This is a genomic window from Frankia sp. CcI49 (assembly GCF_001983215.1).
Classification (GTDB): domain Bacteria; phylum Actinomycetota; class Actinomycetes; order Frankiales; family Frankiaceae; genus Parafrankia; species Parafrankia irregularis.
In genome coordinates, this window is the sequence record NZ_MOWP01000005.1 from 95,281 (window position 1) to 116,485 (window position 21,205).

Sequence of the window (21,205 nt, forward strand, 5' to 3'; positions counted from 1 at the left end):
TCTCCCAGGTGCCCCGCGCGACGTCCCTCGCCCACACCCATCGGCCGGGAGCGTCCCGGCCGGTATCCCGCTGATCCACGACGGACCCTCGCGACGCCACAGCCTGCTCCCGGCACTGACGACGTAGGCTGAGTGCGTTTCCGACCTAACCGGTCGGGTATTCGTGGATTATGTCGTCAGGGGATACCGCTCATGAGCGCAACAGATGACCTGCTGGCCAACGCCGCCGTCTACGCCCGCGACTTCGACAAGGGCGACCTGCCACTGCCCCCGGCCCTCGGTGTCGCCGTCGTGGCCTGCATGGACGCCCGGCTGAACGTCTACGGCCTGCTCGGGCTGAGCGAGGGTCAGGCCCATGTCATCCGCAACGCCGGCGGCGCGGTGACCGACGACGAGATCCGCTCGCTGGCGATCAGCCAGCGCCTGCTCGGAACCCGCGAGATCATCCTTATCCACCACACCGACTGCGGGATGCTGACCTTCACCGACGACGGCTTCAAGGCCCAGGTCGCCGCCGACACCGGCATCCGCCCGCCGTGGGCGGCCGAGGCCTTCACCGACCTCGACCAGGACGTCCGCCAGTCGATCGCCCGGATCCGGTCCAGCCCGTTCATCCCGCACACCGACGCGGTCCGCGGTTTCGTCTACTCGGTCGAGAAGGGCACCCTCACCGAGGTCAGCTGACCTCGCCTCGAGACACCCTGACCGCAGCGAGGCATCCTGACGGCAGTACGCCGGGCGCCCGGCGCGGCACATCCGGCGCCCGGCACTGGTACGGGAGCCCGGCGCGACGCATCCGAACCCCGCGTATCTCCACGCCGCGCGGTCAGCCGCGCCAGGCCGCGCCCGCCGCCGCGGTACCGCTTCCGGCCCGCCGCCGGCTTCCTGCGCTGGGAATTCATGCGGACAGCGACAATAGCGCCGCCTTTACCAGCCGCACAAAGCGACACCTTTACCGAGCGCACAAACCCCACGAAAAGCCGCACATCTGTTGACAGATCGCCGGATTCTCACGAAGCTTGGTGACGCACCGAAGCCGAAGCCGAAACGGCCACCGCGTCCACCGGCATCCCGAGCCGTCGATCCCAGGCGTCGGTCCTGGATTTCCCGCCACCACCTCCCGCCCCCTCGGCGCGCTTTCCCTCCGTGCCGATTCATTTCCCGGCGTCCCGCGCCACGACCCTTCGCCGCGGATTTTCTCGTCACGCCGCCACGATGCCCGGTGGCACGCGTGCCCGTTTTGGAGAGGCGCTCGACCGAGCGCCGGACTTCCCGTGGAAACGGAGCCCAACATGGCCGAGCAGACAGTCGACACCCCGCTGGCCACCGGCGGTCTCAGCCGAAGGAGGTTATTCGGCACGGCCGCGGTCGGGGCCGCCGTCGCCGGCGGCATCGTCGGTGCCGGCGCGTCGCCGGCGCGGGCCGCGACCACGGCGGCGACCGTGCCCACCACCGTCACGCGGGAGCGTGCGGTGGTCGTCGGCAGCGGCTTCGGCGGCGGGGTCACCGCGCTGCGGCTGGCCCAGGCCGGTGTGTCGACCCTGGTGCTGGAGCGTGGGATCCGGTGGCCCACCGGCCCGAACGCCACCACGTTCTGTCGCTTCTCGAATATTGATAACCGGTCGTCCTGGCTGACCGACCACGCCACCATCGGTGGCGTCGTGAAGACCTGGGACCCGTATGTCGGTGTCATCGAGAGCGTGGCCGGCAACGGGATGACGATCAACTGCGGCGCCGCCTACGGCGGCGGCTCGCTGATGTACCACGGGATGACCCTGCAGCCCACGAAACAGTATTTCGCGAAATCCATGCCAGTGGCGGCCGGCCTGTATGACGAGCTCAATCTGTGGGCATATCCGCTGGTTGCCCGCATGTTGGGAATCTCGACCATTCCCAATGACATCCTGAACACCGACCCCTACAAGTCGTCCCGCCTCTTCCGCGATGTCGCGCCGCAGGCGGGGCTGGATCCGGTGGCGGTTCCGCTGCCCATCGACTGGAGCTATGTACGCGGTGAGCTGGACGGCCGTTACACGCCCACCTACACCACCAGCGACATCGCGTTCGGCGTCAACAACGGCGGCAAGCGTTCGATCGACGTCACCTATCTCGCCGCGGCCGAGGCCACCGGCCGGGTGCGGGTGGCGACGCTGCACGTCGTCCGGGACATCGCACTGGACGCGAACAAGCGCTGGGTGCTGTCGGTCGACCGCATCGACACCGGCGGAGTCGTCCAAGAACGCAAGACCATCGTCGCCGACGCGGTCTTCCTCAACGCCGGCTCCGCCGGCACGACCCGCCTGCTCGTGAGGTCGAAGGCGAAGGGCCTGGTGCCGGGCCTGCCCGACGCCATCGGCACCCAGTGGGGCAACAACGGCGACCGCATCTACGCCTGGATCGGCATGAACGGGGACCCGGGCACCATCCAGGGCGGGCCGGCCTGCGTCGGCGGTCGCGACCCGAACGCGACGATCCCCTACACGATCATTCATGCGGGCTCGCCCGCGCCGACGGGCGGGAACAAGGTGCTGACCATGGTCGGTCTGGGCATCGTGGACGCCGCGGGAACCTGGGCCTACGACGCGGCCAAGGACGACGCCGTCCTGACCTGGCCGTCCACCGGCGACGCCGCGCTGCAGGCGCTGATCGCCGCGAAGATGCAGCAGATCGCGCAGGTCGGCGGCGGCATCATGATGGACACCAACGCCCAGGTCCAGTCGACCTGGCATGCCCTGGGCGGCGTTCCGATGGGCTCGGCGGTCGACCTGACCGGCCGGGTGCTCGGCCAGCGCGGTCTCTACGTGCTGGACGGCGCACGCATCCCGGGCTCGACCGGTGCCTGCAACCCGTCGATGACCATCGCCGCCCTCGCCGAGCACAGCATGGCGAAGATCATTCTTCAGGACGTCGGCCGCGTCTTCTGAGGCCTTCCTCTTCCCTTCCCGGCTGCCCCGGGCCGTGACCCATCACCGCCGTCCGCGCCCGGCGGCCGGCGCGGGATGGTGGCGCGGCCCGGCACCGGGCATGGTTGCCCTGGGAGCCGATGCGACCAGGAGGTCCTCATGGCCAACGTCTCCGGTGCCGGCGCCGGGCTGCTCACCGACGCGTTCGGGCGGATCCGCGAGGTCGTGCACGAGGTCGTCGACGGGCTGAGCGTGGACGAGCTGAACAACCGCCCGGGTGGCCGCGCGAACTCCATCAGCTGGCTCGTCTGGCACCTGAGCCGGGTCCAGGACGACCATGTGGCGGACGTCGCGAAGTATGACCAGGTGTGGTTCTCGGGCGGCTGGGAGCAGCGGTTCGGGCTCCCGGCGACGGCCGGCCCGGCGAACCGGTACCGGTCGATCGGGTACGGGCACAGCTCCGCCGACGTCGACACCGTCCGCGTCACCGATCCCGCCCTGCTCGTCGGCTACCACGACGCCGTCCACGAGCAGACCGTGCGCTACCTGGCCGGGCTCGCCGACGCCGACCTCGACCGGGTCGTCGACACCTCCTGGGATCCGCCGGTCACCCTCGCGGTGCGCCTGGTCAGCGTCGTGTCGGACGACCTGCAGCACGCCGGTCAGGCGGCGTTCGTCCGCGGGCTCGTCCACCCAGGCTGATCACCGCCGGGCCGCCGCCGGCCCGCCGCCGAGCCTCGGCCGGACCGTCGGTTGGCCGCGGTACCGCCTACGGGCACTGGCGGGGCTCGGGCTTCTCCGCCGCGGGCATCACGACGTCGTAGGCCCGCGCGGTCAGGGACAGCCCGTCCGGGCCGCTGGAGGCCTCGACGATGTTCAGGTCGAGCGGCAGCTGGCCCACCGGGATCGGCAGCGCCGGCAGCAGCGAGCCACCCGGAATCGGGATGGAGAGGTTGATCGCACCGCGCAGCGCGACCTCGCTGGGTACCAGCGTCAGGACGTTGTTGCGGACCTCGAAGGTCGTCACCCCACCGACCTCCTGAGCCCCGAGCAGCGGGATGTCGACACGCCCGGAGATCTCGATCCGCCGACCGCCGTCGACCGGGTTGACCTGGATCTCACCGGGCAGCCCGGCCAGGTAGGTGTTCAGGTCGGCGTAGTCCAGCCGCACCGTCGCCCGGATGTCGTCGACGGGGACCTCGCCGACGTTCCCCGAGATCATGTCCCCGAGCGGCACGTGGATGCCGTTGAGCCTGGCCTGCACCCAGGAGATCCGCGGCCCCGGCGTGGGGATCCCCTCGATGGTCACGCCGATGTCCTTGAACGTGCCGGACAGGATCTGGGTGAGGAACGGGAAGCCGCCGATGGTGACATCACGCACCGTGGGCGCCGGCACGCCACAGTCCAGGCCCTCCAGCACCGCGACCTTGATCTGCTTGGCCATCTGGCCCTCGGCCACCGCGACCGCGGCGCGGTCACCCGCGATGAGCAGGACCAGAACCACCAGCAGCGCCACCACGGCGCGCACCCCACGGCGGCGACGCCTCGGCGTCGGTGCCCCCTGGACACCGACGGCCTGGGGACCGTCCGGAGGCATCCCGGCACCCGCAGGCGGCCCGCCGGCCTCCGCGGGCGGTGCTCCCCAGCCGGCTGACGGTGCTCCCCAGCCGGCGGGAGGGCTCTCACCACCCGGGTACGGTGCCTGCGCGACCGCGGCCGGAGCCCGTCCGCCGGGATGGGGGGCCCCCTCGTCGGGCGGCCGTGACCAGACGCTTTCCTCCGGGTGCTGCCACCCGCCATACCCGGGCCCGGGCCCGCTGACATCCGCGGACTCGTCCAACCGCCAGGTCGGCGTGGCTGCCGCCTGGCGGGTGGGCGGAATCTCCCCCACCGTCGGCACCCCGAGCTCCGCCGGATCCACCTGGTACCCCGGTTGAGCGGAATCCGCCTCGCGGCCGTAGTGCCCGGCATCCGAGCGCCCGGCATCCGAGCGCCCGGCATCGGAGCGCCCGGCGTCGGTGTTCCCGGCATCGGCTGGTGTCAGCGGAGCCTGCGGCTGGGCGCGACGCGGAAGACGCATCGTCGGATGGTCGGTGTCGGCATCGGTGGATGGCGGCGCCGACGCCGCCGCCGGGCTCGACGGATCCACGGGCTGCTCCCCGTCACCGCCGTGATCCACCGGAAGGTCTCCCGTCCTGTTCCAGTCCCCGAGACCTGGCCGCCGCCCGCGTTGCTCTGGGCACTGAGCCTACTGCGCTGCCGGCCCGATCCAGCCACCTCGACACCGCACGAGTTGACAGCATCCCGACTCCTTCGGGACCGGGCCGGCGACCTCCCCTGCCACCGGCGTGCCCCGGACCAGGCGCGTCAGAGCAGGGCTGGCCAGGACAGCCCGGCCGGGCTGGTGCGCCGCAGTGCTTCGACGGTCTGCGCGGAGACCGGTGCGGTCACAAAGCCGGCGACGCCGTCCAGCAGGTCCATCACATGCACTTCGAAGGGAAGCAGCGGCCGGTCGCTCGCCCGGGCGCGCTGCCGCTCGGCGGTCGCGTCGATGATGAGCGCCATCGCCTGTGAGATCCGGTGTGCGCGCATGTGCTCGGAAAGGAACGGCAGGTGGGCTCCCACCTGTTCCTGAAAAGCCCGTGTCGATGCCCGCATCGACGGTGACATGCAGTCGAAGACGTCACGCCGACCGTACTGCTTCAGCATTGCGACGAAAGTCAGGTAGTAGCTGTCCACCTCCTCGCTGTGCTCCATGAGGGTGCGGACCTGGCATTCCAGCAGGGAACGGAGGTCGTGTGACGCCCGGGTTGCGACGAGATCCGCCCGGCGCTCGTGCAGCCGGGGCAGCCGGTATTCGAAGATCGCCCGAATCAGCCGGTCCTTGGAGCCGAAGTGGTACTGCACGGCGGAGTTGTTTCCGTTGCCCGCCGCGGCGCCGATCTGCCGCAGCGAGATCCCGTCAATACCGTGAAGTGCGAACAGCCGCTCGGCGGAGAGGACGATCTGCTTCTTGYTCGACGTGGTGACCACCGGCATGGGCGGATGAAAGCATCAGCCGGCGCTCCCGGTCAAGCGACCCAACAGCTGATGACAGTGCGGCCTGCCCAGGTGACACCGCCGCCTGGACAGGCCACCGCGATACCTTCAGGGCTTCCTGCCGACACCGCAGGATTCCAGTGGCGCAAACGGCCCGTCCGGCTCCGGGTTGTTACGCCAGTATGGCGGCGAGACGATTCCCGGCGCGATGAGCTCAAGCCCGTCGAAGAAACGGGTGATCTGATCGACGGTCCGGTAGTGATATCCGTTTCCGACCGTGGTGACCTCGTTGAGGTCGTCCATACTGAGGTCTTTCTTGGTCGCCGGTACCGGTGCCGGGTCCGAGGTCCGGTCGTCGGAGCCGTCCTCCAGAACGAGGAAGCTTCCCGACGGCAGCTCGCCGAGCAGGTGGCGCACGATGGAGTAGGCCTCGTCGAGGTCCGCGATCAGGCCCATGATCGACATGAGCATCAGACCGACCGGCTGGGAGAAGTCCAGCGTCTGGCGGGCGAACGCGAGGATGCGCGCGGGGTCGCGCGCATCGGACTCCAGGTAGGTGGTGACGCCCTCGGGCGTCCCGGCCAACAGCGCCCGGGCGTGAATGAGCACCATCGGATCGTTGTCGACGTAGACGACCCGCGACTGCGGCGCTATCCGCTGCGCGACCTGGTGCGTGTTGTTCTCGACCGGCAGTCCGGTGCCGACGTCCAGGAACTGCCGCACCCCCTGCTCGGCCGCGAGGTAGGTGATGGCGCGGGCCAGAAACGCCCGTGACGCCCGCGCCACGTCCAGGATCTGGGGGAAGACGGCGATGGTCCGATCGCCGTGCTCCCGGTCGACGGGAAAGTTGTCCTTGCCCCCCAGGTAGTAGTTCCACACCCGGGCCGAATGCGGGCGGCTGGTGTCGAAGGTCGGGGGCGGATAGTCGGTCATGCGGTGTGGGCTCCCGTTCCGGACCAGGCCGGGCCGGGCGGTTCCTGACGGCACCGCCCGGCCCGGACCATGGTGGCTTCCGGCTCCATGCCGGCCTGGTTACGTGAGCCGGCCTGGGTTACGTGAGCCGGCTGTGGCGGGCCGGCTAGTTGAGCGAGATGCCGGTGTCGATGAACTCGTCGGTGACGACGTCGGCCGGCTTCAGCCCGGCCGCCGGCGGGGTCCCGGCCTCGGTGAGTCCGGGGGTCAGCCTCGTGATCAGCTGCTGGACCCGCGCGGTGTCGAAGGTGCCGTACACGCCGTCCGCACCGTTCCTGACGAGCCCGAGCTCACGCTGCTTGGTGTTGCCATCCGAGAGCAGACCGCTGGACAGCTCGTACCCGGCGGTGTCCAGCCGGGACGTGACCTCGATCATCAGGTCGTTCGCCGGCTTCGGGTCGGCCAGGTAGTCGACCATCGCCCGCTGGAACAGGGGCACGAGCTTGGACAGGCACTCCCGGTTCTCCGCCAGCTTGTCCTTGCGGATGCCCAGCACGTTGGCATAGGCGGGATACTCGTCGCCGACCATCAGATATTTCACCGGCTTCGCCCACTCGGCGACGTCGTGCTCCAGCCGGTACGGCTCGTCGGTGACGAAGCCGACCTGGACGAGCTTGCCGTCCTCGGCGACGAACCGCCGCAGGTCACCGTCGTAGGAGTTGTCGATCTGGGAGCGCTGGAACAGCCCTTCCCCGACGAGCGCGTTGAGATACGCCTCGTCCCCGACCAGCACCGTCCGGCCGGACCTGCCGATGTCGGCGAGCGTGCGGAAGTCCGACGACTGGTCGCCCCAGAAGAACATCAGCGGCGTCTTGGCGTACGGCSCCAGCACCCCGACGGACGGGTGCTCGGCGGAGTTGCGGATCACCTCGTCCAGGTCGAGGTAGCCCAGCAGGATGTCGTCGTCCTTCTCGAACAGCGCGGAGGTCGAGTCGAAGGACACCGCCGGCCCACCGGAACGGATCTCGAGGTTGACCCCGGTCGCGCCGAGCGGCCCGGACACCCGGAACCTGCCCTCGTCGATCTTCGGGTTGGCCCCGAGCAGCTGGTAGGTCGCCCCGTAGTCGACCTCCGGCCACCAGCTGGTCTGGACGACCACGGTGTCGGGGCAGATCCCCTTCAGCGGCGTGTTGTAGCTCGCCGACGCGGCGGTCCCGGCACCGGCGGATGCGGACGGTTCGGTCTCGGACGCGGAGTCCCCACACGCGGCCAGGCCCACGGCCAGGCCCACGGAGCAGACCCAGGCCGCCACCGAACGAAGTCTCGTCACGTGCTCTGCTCTCCTCGGTTCAGGAAGGACGGGCAGAAGGGAGGCACGGTCAGGCCCGGCCCGGGGACCGGCGAACCGCCAGCGTGAGCGCCCCGCCCGCATTCCGTGACCTCCACTTCCGGGCCAGCCTCCCACGCCCCACCAGACCTCCAGCAACCAGGTGTCTCCATCGCATTGCGTACCGAAGCCGACGGAGACTCACCGCAACCATCCGAAGCGGACCGAAATGGCGGATACCGACCGACCGCCGAGATAGGGTTCCGGCGTGCCAGACGGCCACCTCCCCCTACCGCCCGCGGCCACGCCCCCGACCGGTACCCCACGCCTGCTCGGGCTCGCGGCGAGAACCGCGCGGACGGTCCTGCCGCCGCTCGCCGTCCTCGGCGTGGTGCTGGCCATCTGGTACGTGGTCTCCTACTGCTTTCTGACCCCGCGGCGCCGTTTCCTGCTCCCGCCGCCCCACGAGATCGTCGCGGAGGGCTTTCTCGACCGCCGGGCCGCGGGCGAGATCCTCACCGCGCTGGGCGGCACCGCCCAGGTCGCCCTCGCCGGCCTCGCGATCGCCGCGGCGATCGGTGTCGGCGCGGCGATCCTGATGGCCCAGGCACGCTGGATCGAGAACTCGTTCTACCCCTGGGCGATCCTGCTGCAGACCATCCCCGTGCTGGCGATCGTGCCCCTGATCGGATTCTGGCTCGGCTACGGCTTCTGGTCACGCACGGTCGTCTGCGTCGTCATCGCCATGTTTCCGATGATCACGAACACTCTGCTGGGCATCCAGTCGGTCGACGCCGGCCACCACGACCTGTTCACCCTGCGCCGGGTCGGCCGGTGGCGCCGGCTGATCCATCTGGAGCTGCCCAGCGCGCTGCCCGCGATCTTCGCGGGCCTGCGCATCTCGGCCGGCCTGGCCGTGATCGGCGCGATCGTCGGGGACTTCTTCTTCCGCCGGGGCGACGTCGGCATCGGCGCGCTCATCGACAACTACACCCGCGACCTCTCCTCTGGCCGGCTGTTCGCCGCGATCATCGCCGCCGCGTTCCTCGGCCTGGTGGTGTTCTGGATCTTCGGCCTGGCCGCCCGCCTCGCCGTCGGCTCCTGGCACGAGTCCGCGCGCTGACCCAGGCCTCCGACTGTCAGCAACGCGATACGACGACCTTGCCGGAGGCGGCGAGAGATCATCCGGTGTGGGCGTGATGTCGCTAGCCTGATGCGGAGCGGCGCTGGACGCGTGGACGGAAGCGGCGCCCGGCCGGCGCGGGGGGTCTGCGGTGCGGGGTCTGCGGGGAAACACTGTGCGGCAGGGAAACACTGTGTGGCGGGGAAGCACTGTGTGGCGGGGAAGCACTGTGCGCGCCGGTACGGTCACGCTTGCCGCACTGCTCGCCGTGCTGACCCTCCTCGGTGTGCTGGGTACCAGCCCCGGCGCGGCGGTCGTCCGCGTCACCGACAGCGGCGCCTGGCTGTGGAGCGCGGCAAAAGGCTGGGTCACCCACGTGAACGGCCCCTCCGGCGCCCCCGACTTCAACGTCGAGCTCGCGGCGGCCCGCGGGCATCCCGTCGAGCTGGCGCAGGACGGCGTGTCGGTCCTGGTCACCGATCTGCGGACCGGAGTCGTCAGCCGCATCGACCCGGCGACGATGGACCTCGCCTCCCGGCGCTTCGGGTCGGCGGGGGCCGACGGCTCCACCGGTGCGGTGCGGGTGGTGGCCCGCGACGACCTCGCCTTCGTGATCGAGACCGACAGTGGCCTGGTGACCCGGATCGACCCACGAACCCTCGACATCATCGGCGAGCAGATCTCCGTCGGAGCGCGCGTCACCGGGGCCGGCATCGACGCGGACGGTGTGCTCTGGGTGGTGGTCGCCGAACGCGGCGAGGCCGTTGCGATCAGGGATGGCCAGCGGCTGGCCACGGTGCCGGTCGCCGCGCCGCGTTCCACGTTGGGCCTGACCATCGCCGGCGGGCGGCCTGTGGTCATCGACGCGACCTCACCCGCGCTGGTGCCGGTCACCGCCACCGGTGCCCGCCCGGCGGTCAGCCTCCCGGCACCGGCGGGCGGCAACCGCCGTCTGCTGGTGGCCCCGACGATCGAGGGACGTGTCGTTCCGGTCCTGGTGGAGGGCACCGGCACCGTGCTGCTCGTCGATCTGGACGCGCACGACGGCCGCGGGTCGACGCAGCAGGTGCAGCTGGCCGGGCAGCGACCGTCGCCGGACCTCGGCGCCCCGGTCATCGAGGCCGGCCGGTTGTACGTGCCGGACAACGGCACCGGCCGCGTTCTCGTCTACGACCGGTCAGCGGGACGATTCGAAGCTCCGATCCAGCTCGCCGGCGGCGCGGGCATGGTGACGTTGTTCGTCCGCAACGGCACCGTGTGGGCGAACAACACCGATGGGACCAGCGCCGTCGCGGTCGACCCGGACGGCCGCCGCCGCAATGTCGACAAGTACGCCCCGGACGCGACGGTGCCCGTGACGAACGCCAGCGCAAGCATYCCCCCGCCCCCGGTCGTCGTGCCGTCCGCGCCCCGGCGGCAGGTGCCTCCGTCACAACGCCCGAACCGCTCCGCCGGGCCGACCGTGACCGTCCCCGACCCGCCCCGGCGTGATCCCGATCCGAACCCGCAACCCGGCACGGGCATCAGGCCGCCGGAGACCTCGCTGTCGCCGCGCCCCACGTTGACCAGGACGGCAGGTCCGACGATCTCGCCCGCGCCAGGCCAGCCGTCCGTCACCGCGCGGTCCGCGGCCGGTGCCGTCATCTTCACCGTGGCCGCCGGAGCCGGCGGGCCCGCCACCACCTTCACGGTGACCACGAGCCTCGGCGCAAGCACCACCCTCGGCGGCCCGGGTGACCTGACCGTGCCCGCGACCGACTGTCAGACCGTCCAGGCCACCGCGACCGCGACCGGCCCGGGCGGCACCTCCGCCGCGTCCGCCCCGGCCCAGGCCATCGGCTGCGTGCCGCCCGGCCCGGTGCGGAACGTCCGCGCCACCGTTGTCGAGGAAATCATCGAAGGCGGGGGGTATCGATACACGACCCGGATCACGTGGCAGCCGCCCGCGGAGGACGGCGGCGCGCCCGTCGACTACATCGTCACGGTGACCGGCTCCGATATCGAGACGTCCACTTCGACGACAAGCGTGACGACCTTCGAGATCTCCACCGTGACCGGCGGTGTCAGTGTGTGCCAAGGATGCGACAGGATGGTCTGGATTCAGGCAAGGAACGCTGCCGGTACGAGTGCGAGGGAAGGCATCCATGCCGCCTAGCGCCGCACCTGGGCCCGCGCCGGCAGCAGCCCGTCGAGTACGGAGCCCAGCAGCTCGAAGCCGTCCTCGCTGAGCACCGACTCGGGATGGAACTGCAGGCCGGCGAACCCCGGCCCGCGCAGCGCGTGGACCGCGGCGCCGGGGCCGGCGGGATGCTCCTCGGTGTCCCGGTCGAGGTCGACGGTGCCGTACGGGGTGGCCAGCTGGCTGTGCGCGGCGACGGCGGTGAACGTCGAGTAGAAGCCGACCCGGCGTCGCTGCCCGAAGACGTCGATCTCGCGGGTCAGCCCCTGGCAGGTCTGCTCCCACCGGCGCAGGCGCAGCCCGAGCACGTCGGCGAGGATCTGGTGTCCCAGGCAGACGGCGAGCAGTGGCTGGCGGCGGTCCAGCGCCGCGGTGACGAGGGAACGCAGCGTCGTCATGCGCCGGTTGTCGCGCACGGTCGGATCACCGGGGCCGGGGCCCGCGACCAGCAGGTCGAAGCCCTCGGTGTCCCCGACCTCGTCCCAGCCGCGCACCGTCACCGCCAGGCCGAGGCCACGCAGCTGGTGCGCGAGCATGCCGCTGAACGCGTCCTCGCCGTCGGCGATCAGCGCCGATCGGCCGTCGAGCGCGGACCGGGTGCGCGCGCCGGTGCCGCGGTCACGCAGCCAGAAGCGGGCCAGCCGCTCGGTGCGGGCCGCGAGCGCGGTCACGATCAGCGGATCGTCCGCGAGCGACGGCGCCGCGAACGACCGTGCCGCGGGCGACAACGCCGCCGGCGACGGCGGCACCGCGGAACCGGGCGGCCCCGAGCGCCGTGGCCGGGGCTGGAGCTGGGGCTGGGGGCGTACGCCGAGGGCCGCGAGTATTCCGGCTGCCTTGGTGTGGGTCTCCGCGGTCTCGCCGGCGGGAGTGGAGTGACGGACCAGGGTGGCGCCGACCGGCACCCGCAGTTCACCGGTGGGTGAGATCTCCGCGGTGCGGATCAGGATCGGCGCGTCGAGGGTCTGGCAGCCGGCGTCGTCCCGGCCGAACAGGGCCAGCACGCCCGCGTAGTACCTGCGGCCGCGCCGCTCGTGCCGGGCGATCACCCGGGCCGCGTTCTCCAGCGGACTGCCGGTGACCGTCGGCGCGAACATCGTCTCCCGCAGGACGTCGCGCACGTCGAGGTGGCCCCGGCCGACCAGCAGGTACTCGGTGTGGACGAGGTTCGCCATCTCCTTCAGATACGGCCCCAGCACCTGACCGCCCGCCTCGGCGACCCGGGCCATCATCTTCAGCTCCTCGTCGAGGACCATGTGCAGCTCGTCGATCTCCTTGCGATCGGCCAGGAAGCTCAGCAGCGCGTCCCGGTCGGGGCCGGTGGCGGGCAGCCGGTGGGTTCCGGAGATCGGGTTCATCATGACGAGTCCGTCCGACACGCTGACGTGGCGTTCGGGGGTGGCCCCGACCAGCACCCGGGTTCCGGTGTGGACGACGAACGTCCAGTAGGTGCCCCGTTCGCCGACGAGCAGCCGGTGCAGCACCGCGAGCGCCGCGGCCAGCGGCGGGCCGGCGATGGAGGCGGTGTAGGTGCGGTGGATGACGAAGTTCGAGCCCTCGCCCTGGCCGATCTCGTCGCGCAGCACCGCGGCGACCGTGCGCGCGTACTCGTCGTCGTCGATGTCGAAGCCGCCGCCCGCGCAGACGACGTCCCGCTCGGGCAGGCCGCTCAGGGCGTGCAGGGCGACCGGCAGGGCGACCTGTTCGGAGCCGCCGATGCGCAGGCATTCCAGCGGGGTGCCGTCGTCGACGCAGGTGAAGCCCCGTTCGGCGAGCTGCCGGTAGGGGACCAGGGCCAGTATCTGCGGCCCGGCCGGGCCCGGTGGCAGGTCGATGTCGGCGAGGTGGGTGACGGTCTCGACCGTTCCGGTGAGCACGTCGAGGTGGTCGGCACCCTCGCGGCGGATCAACGCGAACGGGCCGGGATCGCGGCCGGTGGCGAGTGCCGCGAGCAGATCGTGGAGCAGGGGCATCGTCGTGTCCTCGGTGGCCGGGGGCCGCCGCGACCGGGCAGCCCGCCCGCGATGAGGAGACGACGGCGGCCGCCGGAGCGGCGGCCGCGTGAAGGGAGCTACGCGCGAAGAAGGTGGGCCGCCACCGGGGCGGGCCACCACAGGTTCGTCATCGAGCGCACGCGCCTACTATAGGCGACCGCGACGGCGCCGCGGCGGACACCCCTCCGGCGCCGCCCGACGGCACTGCCGGGCGGCGCCACAGGCCGGGCCGGCCCACGCCGGACCGCGGCCGACGGCACCGACGGCACCGACGGCACCGACGGCCGACAGCTTCTTTGCCCGGCCGCAACCGTGCGGACGTGGAAAACTACGATGATCGGCGCGACCCGCGGAGGTGATGACCATGATGATGGCCGGCGACCGGCGTGCCCCGGGCGACCTGGAGCGCACCGTCATGGAGACCCTCCGCTCGGCCGCCCGGCCGCTGACACCGCGTGAGGTGCAGAACCTGCTCGGCGGAGACCTCGCCTACACGACGGTGCTCACCATCCTCACCCGGCTGTACGACAAGGGCCTGCTGGATCGGCAGCGGGCGGGGCGGGCGCACGCCTACAGCCCCGTCACCGACGAGGCCGGCATGACCGTCCGGCGGCTCCACCAGGTGCTGGACGAGGCACCGGGCCGGGAGATCGTGCTGGCCCGGTTCCTCGGTTCGCTCTCCCGTCGGGACGGCCAGCTCGTGCGGGAGATGCTTCGCGAGCTCGACGCCCGCCAGGCACCCGACGAGGGCGCCTGACGGTTCGGCGGGCCGGGTCCTGTCAGGCCCGGCCGCCCGACCGCAGCTCGCGGCTGAGCAGCCAGATCAGGTAGACCCCGCCGATCGCGCCGGTGCTGAGCCCGACCGGCATCTGGATCGGGTGGAGCAGCCGCTGCCCGGCGAGGTCGGCACTCGTCACGATCAGCGCGCCCATGAGGGCGGCCGGCAGGAACACCGGAGCCCCGGTGCCCACCAGCCGGCGGGTGATCTGCGGCGCGGCCAGCGCGACGAAGGCGATCGGGCCGGCCGCAGCGGTGGCGACGGCGGTCAGCGCCACCCCGCACACGACCAGGCAGAGCCGCACCCGCTCGACCCCGATGCCCAGCGAGAGCGCCAGGTCGTCACCCAGCTCCATGACGGCGAGCCGCCGGGAGAGCAGCAGCGCGACCGGGAGCAGGACGGCGAGCGCGGCCCACAGCGGCCCGACGTAGTCCCAGCCACGGCCGTTCACGCTGCCCACCAGCCAGCGCTGGGCGTCCTGGGCGTCCTCGAGCGCGGCCCGGCTGAGCAGGAACGAGTTGGCGGACTCCGCGACGGCCGACACCCCGAGGCCGACCAGGATCAGCCGGTTTCCCTGCACGCCGCGACGGTAGGCGAGTGCGTACACCACCAGTGCCGCGACCAGCCCGCCGAGCAGGGCCCCGGCCGGGACGCCGACCGGGCTGTCCGGGAAGACCAGGATGACCAGGAGCGCGCCGGTCGCCGAGCAGGTGGTGAACCCGATGACGTCGGGGCTGCCCAGCGGGTTGCGGGCCAGGCTCTGGAAGATCCCGCCGGACACCGCGAGGGCCGCGCCCACTCCGATCGCGACCAGCAGCCGGGGCATCCGGAAGCGGTGCACGACGGTCTCCAGCCCTCGTGGGCCGTCACCGAACACCGTGCGGACGACCTGGGCAGGTGACGCCGGGTAGTCGCCGGTCAGCAGCAGCCACAGGGATGCCAGGAGCAACAGGGCGGCCAGCACGGCCCCGACGACCACGGTCCGTGGGCGCACCCGGGCCGAGACCCGCCCGTCCAGGATCCGCAGCACCCGCCCCGGGACCGGTGACCCGTCCGGTCGGACGGCCGGCGCCGCCACCGGCCCGGTCACAGGGCCACCATCCGGCGGCGGCACAGGAAGACGAACACCGGGGCGCCGAGGAACGCCGTGACGATCCCGACCTCGAGCTCGCCCGGAGCGACCAGCACCCGGCCGGTCACATCGGCGAGCAGCACGAGCAGCGGGGCGAGGACGGCGGAGTAGGGCATCACCCACCGGTTGTCCGGCCCGGTGATCAACCGGGCCATGTGCGGCACGGCGAGCCCGACGAAGCCGATCGGCCCGGCGATCGCCGTCGCGCCGCCGCACAGCAGCGTCACCGCGAGCGCGCCGCACAGCCGGACGCTGCCGGCCCGGACCCCGAGCGCCCGGCCGGCGTCCTCGCCCAGCGCGAGCGCGTTGAGACCTCGGCCCAGCCCGGCCGCGAGCACCACCCCCACCAGGATGAACGGCCCGAGCTGCCACACCAGGTCCAGCCCGCGGCCGGCGAGCGACCCGACCACCCAGAATCGCCAGCGGTCGAACGTCTGCCCGTCGATGATCAGGATCGAGCCGACGAACGCACTGAGAGCGGCGCTGACCGCGGCGCCGGCCAGCACCATCCGGTCCGGCGAGGTCACCCGGCCCAGCGAGCCCAGCAGGTAGACCAGCGTGGACGTCGCCGCCGCGCCGCCGAGGGCGAACCAGACGTACCCGGTGGGCGAGGTGACCCCCAGCAGGGCGATCGCGACGACCACGGCCATCGCGGCGCCCATGTCCACGCCGAGCAGGCCCGGGTCGGCCAGCGGGTTGCGGGTCAGCGCCTGCATGAGCGCGCCGGCGAGCCCCAGCGCCATCCCGACGCCGACACCGAGGATCGTGCGGGGCAGCCGCAGCTCCCGCACGATGTAGGCGTCCTCGCTGCCGTCGTCGTGGCCCAGCGCGCTCCAGACGGTGCTCAGGTCGATGTGCCGGGCCCCGACGGTGAGGCTGAGCAGGACCGCCCCGCCCAACGCCAGCACCGCCACGACCAGCCCGAGGCCGCGCGCATCCGGGCGGGCCCGGGTCGTCCGGGCCGCCTCCGTCGCCCCGGCGGCCACCGCCTCAACTGCCATCTGCTCCACCCCGCTCCGCCGGCGTGCCGGCCTCGGCCCCAACCTGCCCGTCGACCCCGTCGACCCCGTCGACCCCGTCGACCCGGCCGACCCCGCCGCCCTCCGCGGGCGTCGGCCCTCCGCCACCACCGTCCGCCGCGGTGGGCGCGCCAGCGCCGTCAGCCGCGGTGGGCCCGTCGCCGATCCGGGTGGCCGACCACGTCCGCCACAGCCGCGCGTACCGGCCGGCGGTGGCGACCAGTTCGTCGTGCGTCCCACGTTCGACGATCTGGCCGTCGTCGACGACGAGAATCAGGTCGGCCGCCGCGGCCTGGCTGAGGCGGTGCGCGACGACGATCGAGGTCCGGCCGCGCAGCACCCGGCGCGCCGCGGCGTCCAACAGGCGCGCGCCGCTGCTGCCTGCCTCCGCCGTCGCCTCGTCGAGGATGGCCACCGCGGGATCGACCAGCGCCAGCCGGGCCAGCGCCAGGTGCTGGGCCCGGGCCGGGTCCAGCTCGAGCCCGCCGTCGCCGACGACGGTGTCGAGTCCGTCCGGCAGGCCGCGGACCCAGTCGGCGATCCCTGCGGTGCCCAGCGCTGCCCACAGCTGCTCGGTGCCGGCCCGGGGAGCGGCGAGGAGCAGGTCATCGGCGAGGGTGCCGGCGAACACGTGGACCTCCTGGGTGACCAGCGCGATCGCGGCCCGGCGCCGCGCCGGGTCCAGCTCCGCCATCGGCACACCGCCGACCCGGACCACCCCGCCGGTAGGAACGTGCACGCCCGCCACCAGCTTGGCGAGCGTCGTCTTGCCACCCCCGCTGGTGCCGACCAGCGCGACCGAGCCACCCGCCGGGATGTCGAAGCTCACCCCGCGCAGCACCTCCTGCTCTGGCCGGTAGGAGAACCTCAGCTCGCGCACCGTCACCGCGCCGTCAGCCGGGCCCGGCGCCGCGACCGGCCGCGGTGGCCCGGGCAGCTCGATCACGCCGACGAGCCGGGCGAGGCTCGCGGTGGCGGACTGCAGGGTGTCCAGGAGGAACAGCACCGAGTTGACCGGGCCGAAGACGGCGGCGAAGTACAGTGCCGCGGCGCTCGCCGCGCCGATGGTCACCTCGCCGGCGTCGACCAGCAGGTATCCCGTCACCAGCACGGCGGCCAGGCCAGCCGCCTCGGCGATGTTGAGCCGGCCGAAGAAGCGGGTCTGCAGGCGGGTGACCGTGACCACCGCCGCGACGGTGCGGTCGACTCGGCTCGCGACCCGGGCGAGATGGTCGTCGGCGAGCCCGAACGCCCGCACGGTGCGCATCCCGCCGATCGTCTCCAGCAGCTGCTGCTGCTCACCTCYGGACGCCCGGCGGCGCTCCCCGTACACCGGGCCGGAGCGCCGCAGGTACCAGCGCGCGGTGGCGGCCTGTATCGGCACACAGACCAGCGCCGCGGCGGCGAAACGCCAGTCGAGGGCGGTGAGGCCGACCAGGGTCAGCGCGAGGGTCAGCGCCGACTGCGCGAACTCCGGCACCGGTCCCCGGACGGCCTCGCTGATCATCGCGATGTCCTCGGTGATCCGGGAGGAGAGGTCACCCGAGCCGCCACGCTCGACGCGTTCCAGCGGCAGGTCGAGGGCCCGGTCGACGAACGCCTCCCGGATCGTCGCCAGCACCTGCTCGCCCAGCCGGGCCACCGCCGTGAGCCCGCAGAAGGCCAGCAGGCCCTGTGCCACGGCCGCGACGACCAGCGCCAGCACCGGCCCGTCGACGCCGGCGGAGTCCCCGGCGGCGGCCCGGTCGACGACGCGGCCGAGCAGCGGCGCGGTGAGCAGACCGCAACCGGCAGCGGCGAACAGGCAGACCGCCGCGAGCACCGCCCGGCGCCGGTGCGCACCCAGCAGCGCCCGCACCGCCGTGCGGGTGGCCCGGGCATCCGCCACCGGCAGCAGCTCCGCCGGCGCCTGCCCCCCTGCCGCTCCGGTCGCGCCCGGTGCCATCGGCCCGTCGACCGGCCTGCCGGCCGGCCGCGCCACGGGCTCTCGCACCGGCACGGGCTCGGATGCCGGCACCGGCACTGGCACCGCGGCATCGTCCACGGGCGCGCTCACGCCAGCACCGCCTCTCGGTAGCCTGCGCTGGAACGTGCCAGGACGTCGTGGGCACCGGTGGCGGTGACACGGCCGTTCTCGACCAGGACGACCCGGTCGGCCGCGGTGAGCAGGGCCGGGCTGCTGGTGACGATCAGCGTGGTGCGCCCGGCCCGCAGCTCCCGCAGCCCGGCGGCGATCTCCAACTCCGTGACGGTGTCCACGGCCGTCGTCGGCTCGTGCAGCACCAGCACCGGTGGGTCGGCGTGCAGCGCCCGTGCGAGCGCGACCCGCTGGCGCTGCCCGCCGGACAGGGATCTCCCCCGCTCGGCGACCGCTCCGTCGAGGCCGTCGGGCAGCGCCGCCGCCACCTGGTCGGCGCGGGCGGCGCGGGCCGCGCGGGTGACGTCGCCGGGCCGGCCGGCGGCGATGTTCTCCCGCAGGCTGCCCTCGAACAGGTTGCCGTCATGCGGCGGCACGAGCATCGTCCGGCGAACCGCCGCCGGCGCGAGCGCGCCCAGTGGCGTCCCGTCGAGCAGGATGTGGCCCGCTTCCGGCTCGGCCTCCCCGGCCAGGCAGCGCACCAGCGTGGTGGCGGCGGCCGGGTCGGTGGTGACGACGCAGACGAGCCCGCCCGCCGCGACGGTGAGATCGACACCGTCGAGCCCGGGCCCGCGCACCCCCGACAGGACGATCTTCTCGCGGGCCGGGCGCGGAGCGGGGAGATCGCCGTCGCCATCGCCCGCCGGGACGCGGCTGTCGCCCTCGCCGGCCGGGTCTGGGACGCGGCCCGCCGCGTCGAGCATGCGGCCCTCGTCGTCGAGCAGCGCGCCGACCCGGGCCGCCGATGCCCGTCCGGCGGCCAGCGCCGCGATGATCTCCCCGAAGGTCGTCAGCGGAGTCAGCAGGAACTGGGCGAGACCGACCGCGGACACAAGCTCACCGATGGTGATCTCGCCTTTGGCGGCGAGCCGGCCGCCGACCAGCGCGACGAGCGCGAGGAACAAGCCGGTCAGGGCGGTCAGCGCGCTGGTGTGCCCCGCCTCGGCCCGGGTGGTCGGCAGGGTCGCGGCCAGCGACGCGCGGCTGACGTCCCGGTACCGGGCACGGCCCGCCGTCTCCACTCCGAGCCCCTTGAGCACGCGGATGCCCCGGATCAGATCGACGGCGACACCGGCCGCGTGCGCGGCACGGTCCTGCTGCTGCTCGGCCCGCCGTTCCAGCGGCACCGCCAGCCAGCGCGCCGCCGCCAGCAGGACGGGTGTGCCCACCAGCACGAGCAGCCCGAGCGGCACGGACACGATCACCAGAGCGGCACCGGCGACGACCGCGCCCACCATCGCGGCGACGCCGTGCGGGAGCAGGAAGTTCACCATCGTCATCCGCCGGACGTCCGCCGTGGCGATGCTCACCAGCGCCCCGGCGGGCAGGTCGGAGGCGCCTGCCGTGCCCCGGTCGTCGAGGAGCCGCTCCGTGACGGCGAGCCGGAACGCCCGGTCGGCCCGCACTCCCGCGAACAGCGCGACCCGCATCCCGGACCGCCAGCACAGCGAGAGGAAGGCGAAGTCCGCCATGAGCACACCGAGCCAGAGCAGCAGGCTCGGTGCGTCCCCGGCGGCGGTCGCCCGGTCGATGATCACACCGATGAGCACCGGTACGAGCGCCTCGCCGGCCTGGTAGCCGACGAACAGCGCCGCGGCGGCCAGGATCCGCCCACCGTGCGCCCGCATCGACCGGCGCAGCGTCCTCGTACCCGTGGTCACCGGGCCGCGCCCGGGTCCGACGACTCCGAGCGCCCCGACAGCTCCGAGGGCTCGGCCATCGCGACGGCGATGCGGCGCGGACCGGTGTAGGGCTCACGGCCGTGCGCGACAGCCATGTTGTCGACGACGAGCAGGTCGTCCTCCTGGTAGTCGAAGCGGACGGACACCGCGCGGTAGCACGCCCGCAGATGCTCGACGACCTCGTCGGGGATGACGCCGCCGTCCCCGTAGCGGGAGTTGTTCGGCAGCCCGTCAGGCCCGTAGGCGTCGAGGAGCACCTCGCGGACGTCCGCCGGCAGGCTGCTCTCGTGAAAGATCACCACATGGTTGAACCACAGCGGCAGCCCGGTGACGGGATGGCGGTGCACGGCGCGGCGCACGGCGGTGGTGCGCAGGCCGTCCGTGCCGGTCCAGGTGGGGGTCAGGCCACCACGGGCGCACTGCCGTTCGACCTCCTGGCGGCTGTCCGTGCCGAAGGCGGTCCGCCACCGCAGACCGACGTCCTCGCCATAGGTGCGGACCGCCATCCACCCGCGCCGGACGAACTCGGCGCGGACGTCCGGGTCGATCAGCTCGTGCACCGCGTGGACATGGGCCAGCGGGGTGGCGCCCTGGGTCAGGGGTGGGCGCACGCAGTGGAAGAACAGGGTCAGCGGCCAGACCGCCTGGTAGGACATCTCGTTGTGCAGCGGGATCTCGGCGGTGGGCGGGTAGTCCGTCGAGGTGTAGACGTTGCCCTTGATCACACTGCGCGGCGAGGACTGCTCGGTGTAGGCGAGCGGCTCGTCGGCGAGCGCGCGGACGGCTGCCGCCAGACCGTCGGCGCCGCCGACGTCGAAACCGCGCAGCAGGATGGCCCCGCTCGCGGCGAGCCGCGCACGCAGCCGGGCCCGGTCACGGTGCAGCAGGTCCGTGACAGGCCCGGCGCCCTCGACGACCAGCAGCGGCCCGGCGGGCGCCGCCGGCTCCGTGGATGTCAGCGCCTCAGTGGATGTCATGCG

At 72.8% G+C, this 21,205-nt stretch carries 16 protein-coding genes; 6 read left to right on the forward strand and 10 right to left on the reverse strand.

Annotation, left to right across the window (positions count from 1 at the left end):
- Positions 1 to 192: 192 nt before the first annotated feature.
- The 3 genes from CcI49_RS03770 to CcI49_RS03780 all read left to right on the forward strand — a co-directional run bounded on the left by CcI49_RS03770 (position 193) and on the right by CcI49_RS03780 (position 3,605).
- Positions 193 to 684 (forward strand): carbonic anhydrase, encoded by a 492-nt coding sequence (locus CcI49_RS03770; protein WP_076824318.1) that lies wholly within the window; start codon positions 193 to 195, stop codon positions 682 to 684.
- Between the two features lie 608 nt (positions 685 to 1,292).
- Complete coding sequence (locus CcI49_RS03775; RefSeq protein WP_076824436.1) at positions 1,293 to 2,924, forward strand: GMC oxidoreductase; 1,632 nt, start codon at positions 1,293 to 1,295, stop codon at positions 2,922 to 2,924.
- Between the two features lie 138 nt (positions 2,925 to 3,062).
- Complete coding sequence (locus tag CcI49_RS03780) at positions 3,063 to 3,605, forward strand: DUF664 domain-containing protein (RefSeq protein WP_076824320.1); 543 nt, start codon at positions 3,063 to 3,065, stop codon at positions 3,603 to 3,605.
- A 67-nt stretch (positions 3,606 to 3,672) separates the two neighbouring features.
- Here CcI49_RS03780 and CcI49_RS03785 read toward each other — a convergent pair whose 3' ends face one another.
- From CcI49_RS03785 to CcI49_RS03800, 4 genes are all read right to left on the reverse strand, one after another.
- Positions 3,673 to 5,052, reverse strand: a complete 1,380-nt coding sequence (locus CcI49_RS03785; protein WP_347280099.1) for an LmeA family phospholipid-binding protein — start codon at positions 5,050 to 5,052, stop codon at positions 3,673 to 3,675.
- Between the two features lie 218 nt (positions 5,053 to 5,270).
- Complete coding sequence (locus tag CcI49_RS03790) at positions 5,271 to 5,942, reverse strand: TetR/AcrR family transcriptional regulator (RefSeq protein ID WP_076824324.1); 672 nt, start codon at positions 5,940 to 5,942, stop codon at positions 5,271 to 5,273.
- A 108-nt stretch (positions 5,943 to 6,050) separates the two neighbouring features.
- Positions 6,051 to 6,875, reverse strand: coding sequence for an SAM-dependent methyltransferase (locus tag CcI49_RS03795; RefSeq protein ID WP_054567384.1), 825 nt, complete (start codon positions 6,873 to 6,875; stop codon positions 6,051 to 6,053).
- A 145-nt stretch (positions 6,876 to 7,020) separates the two neighbouring features.
- Entirely contained in the window at positions 7,021 to 8,184 is a 1,164-nt protein-coding gene (locus CcI49_RS03800; protein WP_076824325.1) for a hypothetical protein, read from the reverse strand.
- A gap of 265 nt (positions 8,185 to 8,449) precedes the next feature.
- Between CcI49_RS03800 and CcI49_RS03805 the strand changes: the two genes are divergently transcribed.
- Positions 8,450 to 9,304: an ABC transporter permease subunit gene (locus tag CcI49_RS03805; protein WP_083473337.1), complete on the forward strand. Its 855-nt coding sequence runs from the start codon at positions 8,450 to 8,452 to the stop codon at positions 9,302 to 9,304.
- A gap of 229 nt (positions 9,305 to 9,533) precedes the next feature.
- Positions 9,534 to 11,459, forward strand: coding sequence for a hypothetical protein (locus CcI49_RS03810; RefSeq protein WP_198955444.1), 1,926 nt, complete (start codon positions 9,534 to 9,536; stop codon positions 11,457 to 11,459).
- Here the strand turns inward: CcI49_RS03810 and CcI49_RS03815 are convergent.
- Positions 11,456 to 13,456 (reverse strand): anthranilate synthase family protein, encoded by a 2,001-nt coding sequence (locus CcI49_RS03815; protein ID WP_076824330.1) that lies wholly within the window; start codon positions 13,454 to 13,456, stop codon positions 11,456 to 11,458. The genes CcI49_RS03810 and CcI49_RS03815 overlap by 4 nt on opposite strands.
- Positions 13,457 to 13,835: 379 nt before the next feature.
- Here CcI49_RS03815 and CcI49_RS03820 point away from each other — a divergent pair, with 379 nt between their 5' ends.
- On the forward strand, positions 13,836 to 14,234 hold the full coding sequence (locus CcI49_RS03820) for a BlaI/MecI/CopY family transcriptional regulator (RefSeq protein ID WP_198955445.1): 399 nt from the start codon (positions 13,836 to 13,838) through the stop codon (positions 14,232 to 14,234).
- A gap of 22 nt (positions 14,235 to 14,256) precedes the next feature.
- On the opposite strand, the gene CcI49_RS03825 is transcribed toward CcI49_RS03820, so the two are convergent.
- Genes CcI49_RS03825 through CcI49_RS03845 form a run of 5 tightly spaced genes read right to left on the reverse strand, consistent with a single transcriptional unit; the run spans position 14,257 to position 21,202 of the window.
- The gene (locus tag CcI49_RS03825; protein WP_241839878.1) at positions 14,257 to 15,345 is read right to left on the reverse strand and encodes an iron chelate uptake ABC transporter family permease subunit; all 1,089 of its coding nucleotides are present in this window, start codon (positions 15,343 to 15,345) and stop codon (positions 14,257 to 14,259) included.
- Positions 15,342 to 16,388 carry an iron chelate uptake ABC transporter family permease subunit gene (locus CcI49_RS03830; RefSeq protein ID WP_076824438.1) on the reverse strand — a complete coding sequence of 349 codons (1,047 nt, stop codon included), beginning with the start codon at positions 16,386 to 16,388 and terminating at the stop codon, positions 15,342 to 15,344. Before CcI49_RS03830 ends, CcI49_RS03825 begins: the two co-directional genes overlap by 4 nt.
- Complete coding sequence (locus CcI49_RS03835) at positions 16,378 to 18,462, reverse strand: ABC transporter ATP-binding protein (RefSeq protein ID WP_241839879.1); 2,085 nt, start codon at positions 18,460 to 18,462, stop codon at positions 16,378 to 16,380. Before CcI49_RS03835 ends, CcI49_RS03830 begins: the two co-directional genes overlap by 11 nt.
- Positions 18,459 to 20,204, reverse strand: coding sequence for an ABC transporter ATP-binding protein (locus tag CcI49_RS03840; RefSeq protein ID WP_241839880.1), 1,746 nt, complete (start codon positions 20,202 to 20,204; stop codon positions 18,459 to 18,461). Before CcI49_RS03840 ends, CcI49_RS03835 begins: the two co-directional genes overlap by 4 nt.
- Positions 20,201 to 21,202, reverse strand: a complete 1,002-nt coding sequence (locus tag CcI49_RS03845; protein WP_083749284.1) for a TauD/TfdA family dioxygenase — start codon at positions 21,200 to 21,202, stop codon at positions 20,201 to 20,203. The genes CcI49_RS03840 and CcI49_RS03845 overlap by 4 nt, the downstream gene beginning before the upstream one ends.
- Positions 21,203 to 21,205: the final 3 nt, after the last annotated feature.

Coding starts and splice junctions, on each gene's coding strand:
- CcI49_RS03780 (WP_076824320.1), top strand. CDS start 3,063: ATGGCCAACGTCTCCGGTGCCGGCGCCGGGCTGCTCACCGACGCGTTC.
- CcI49_RS03845 (WP_083749284.1), bottom strand. CDS start 21,202: ATGACATCCACTGAGGCGCTGACATCCACGGAGCCGGCGGCGCCCGCC.
- CcI49_RS03820 (WP_198955445.1), top strand. CDS start 13,836: ATGACCATGATGATGGCCGGCGACCGGCGTGCCCCGGGCGACCTGGAG.
- CcI49_RS03775 (WP_076824436.1), top strand. CDS start 1,293: ATGGCCGAGCAGACAGTCGACACCCCGCTGGCCACCGGCGGTCTCAGC.
- CcI49_RS03815 (WP_076824330.1), bottom strand. CDS start 13,456: ATGCCCCTGCTCCACGATCTGCTCGCGGCACTCGCCACCGGCCGCGAT.
- CcI49_RS03770 (WP_076824318.1), top strand. CDS start 193: ATGAGCGCAACAGATGACCTGCTGGCCAACGCCGCCGTCTACGCCCGC.
- CcI49_RS03795 (WP_054567384.1), bottom strand. CDS start 6,875: ATGACCGACTATCCGCCCCCGACCTTCGACACCAGCCGCCCGCATTCG.
- CcI49_RS03830 (WP_076824438.1), bottom strand. CDS start 16,388: ATGGCAGTTGAGGCGGTGGCCGCCGGGGCGACGGAGGCGGCCCGGACG.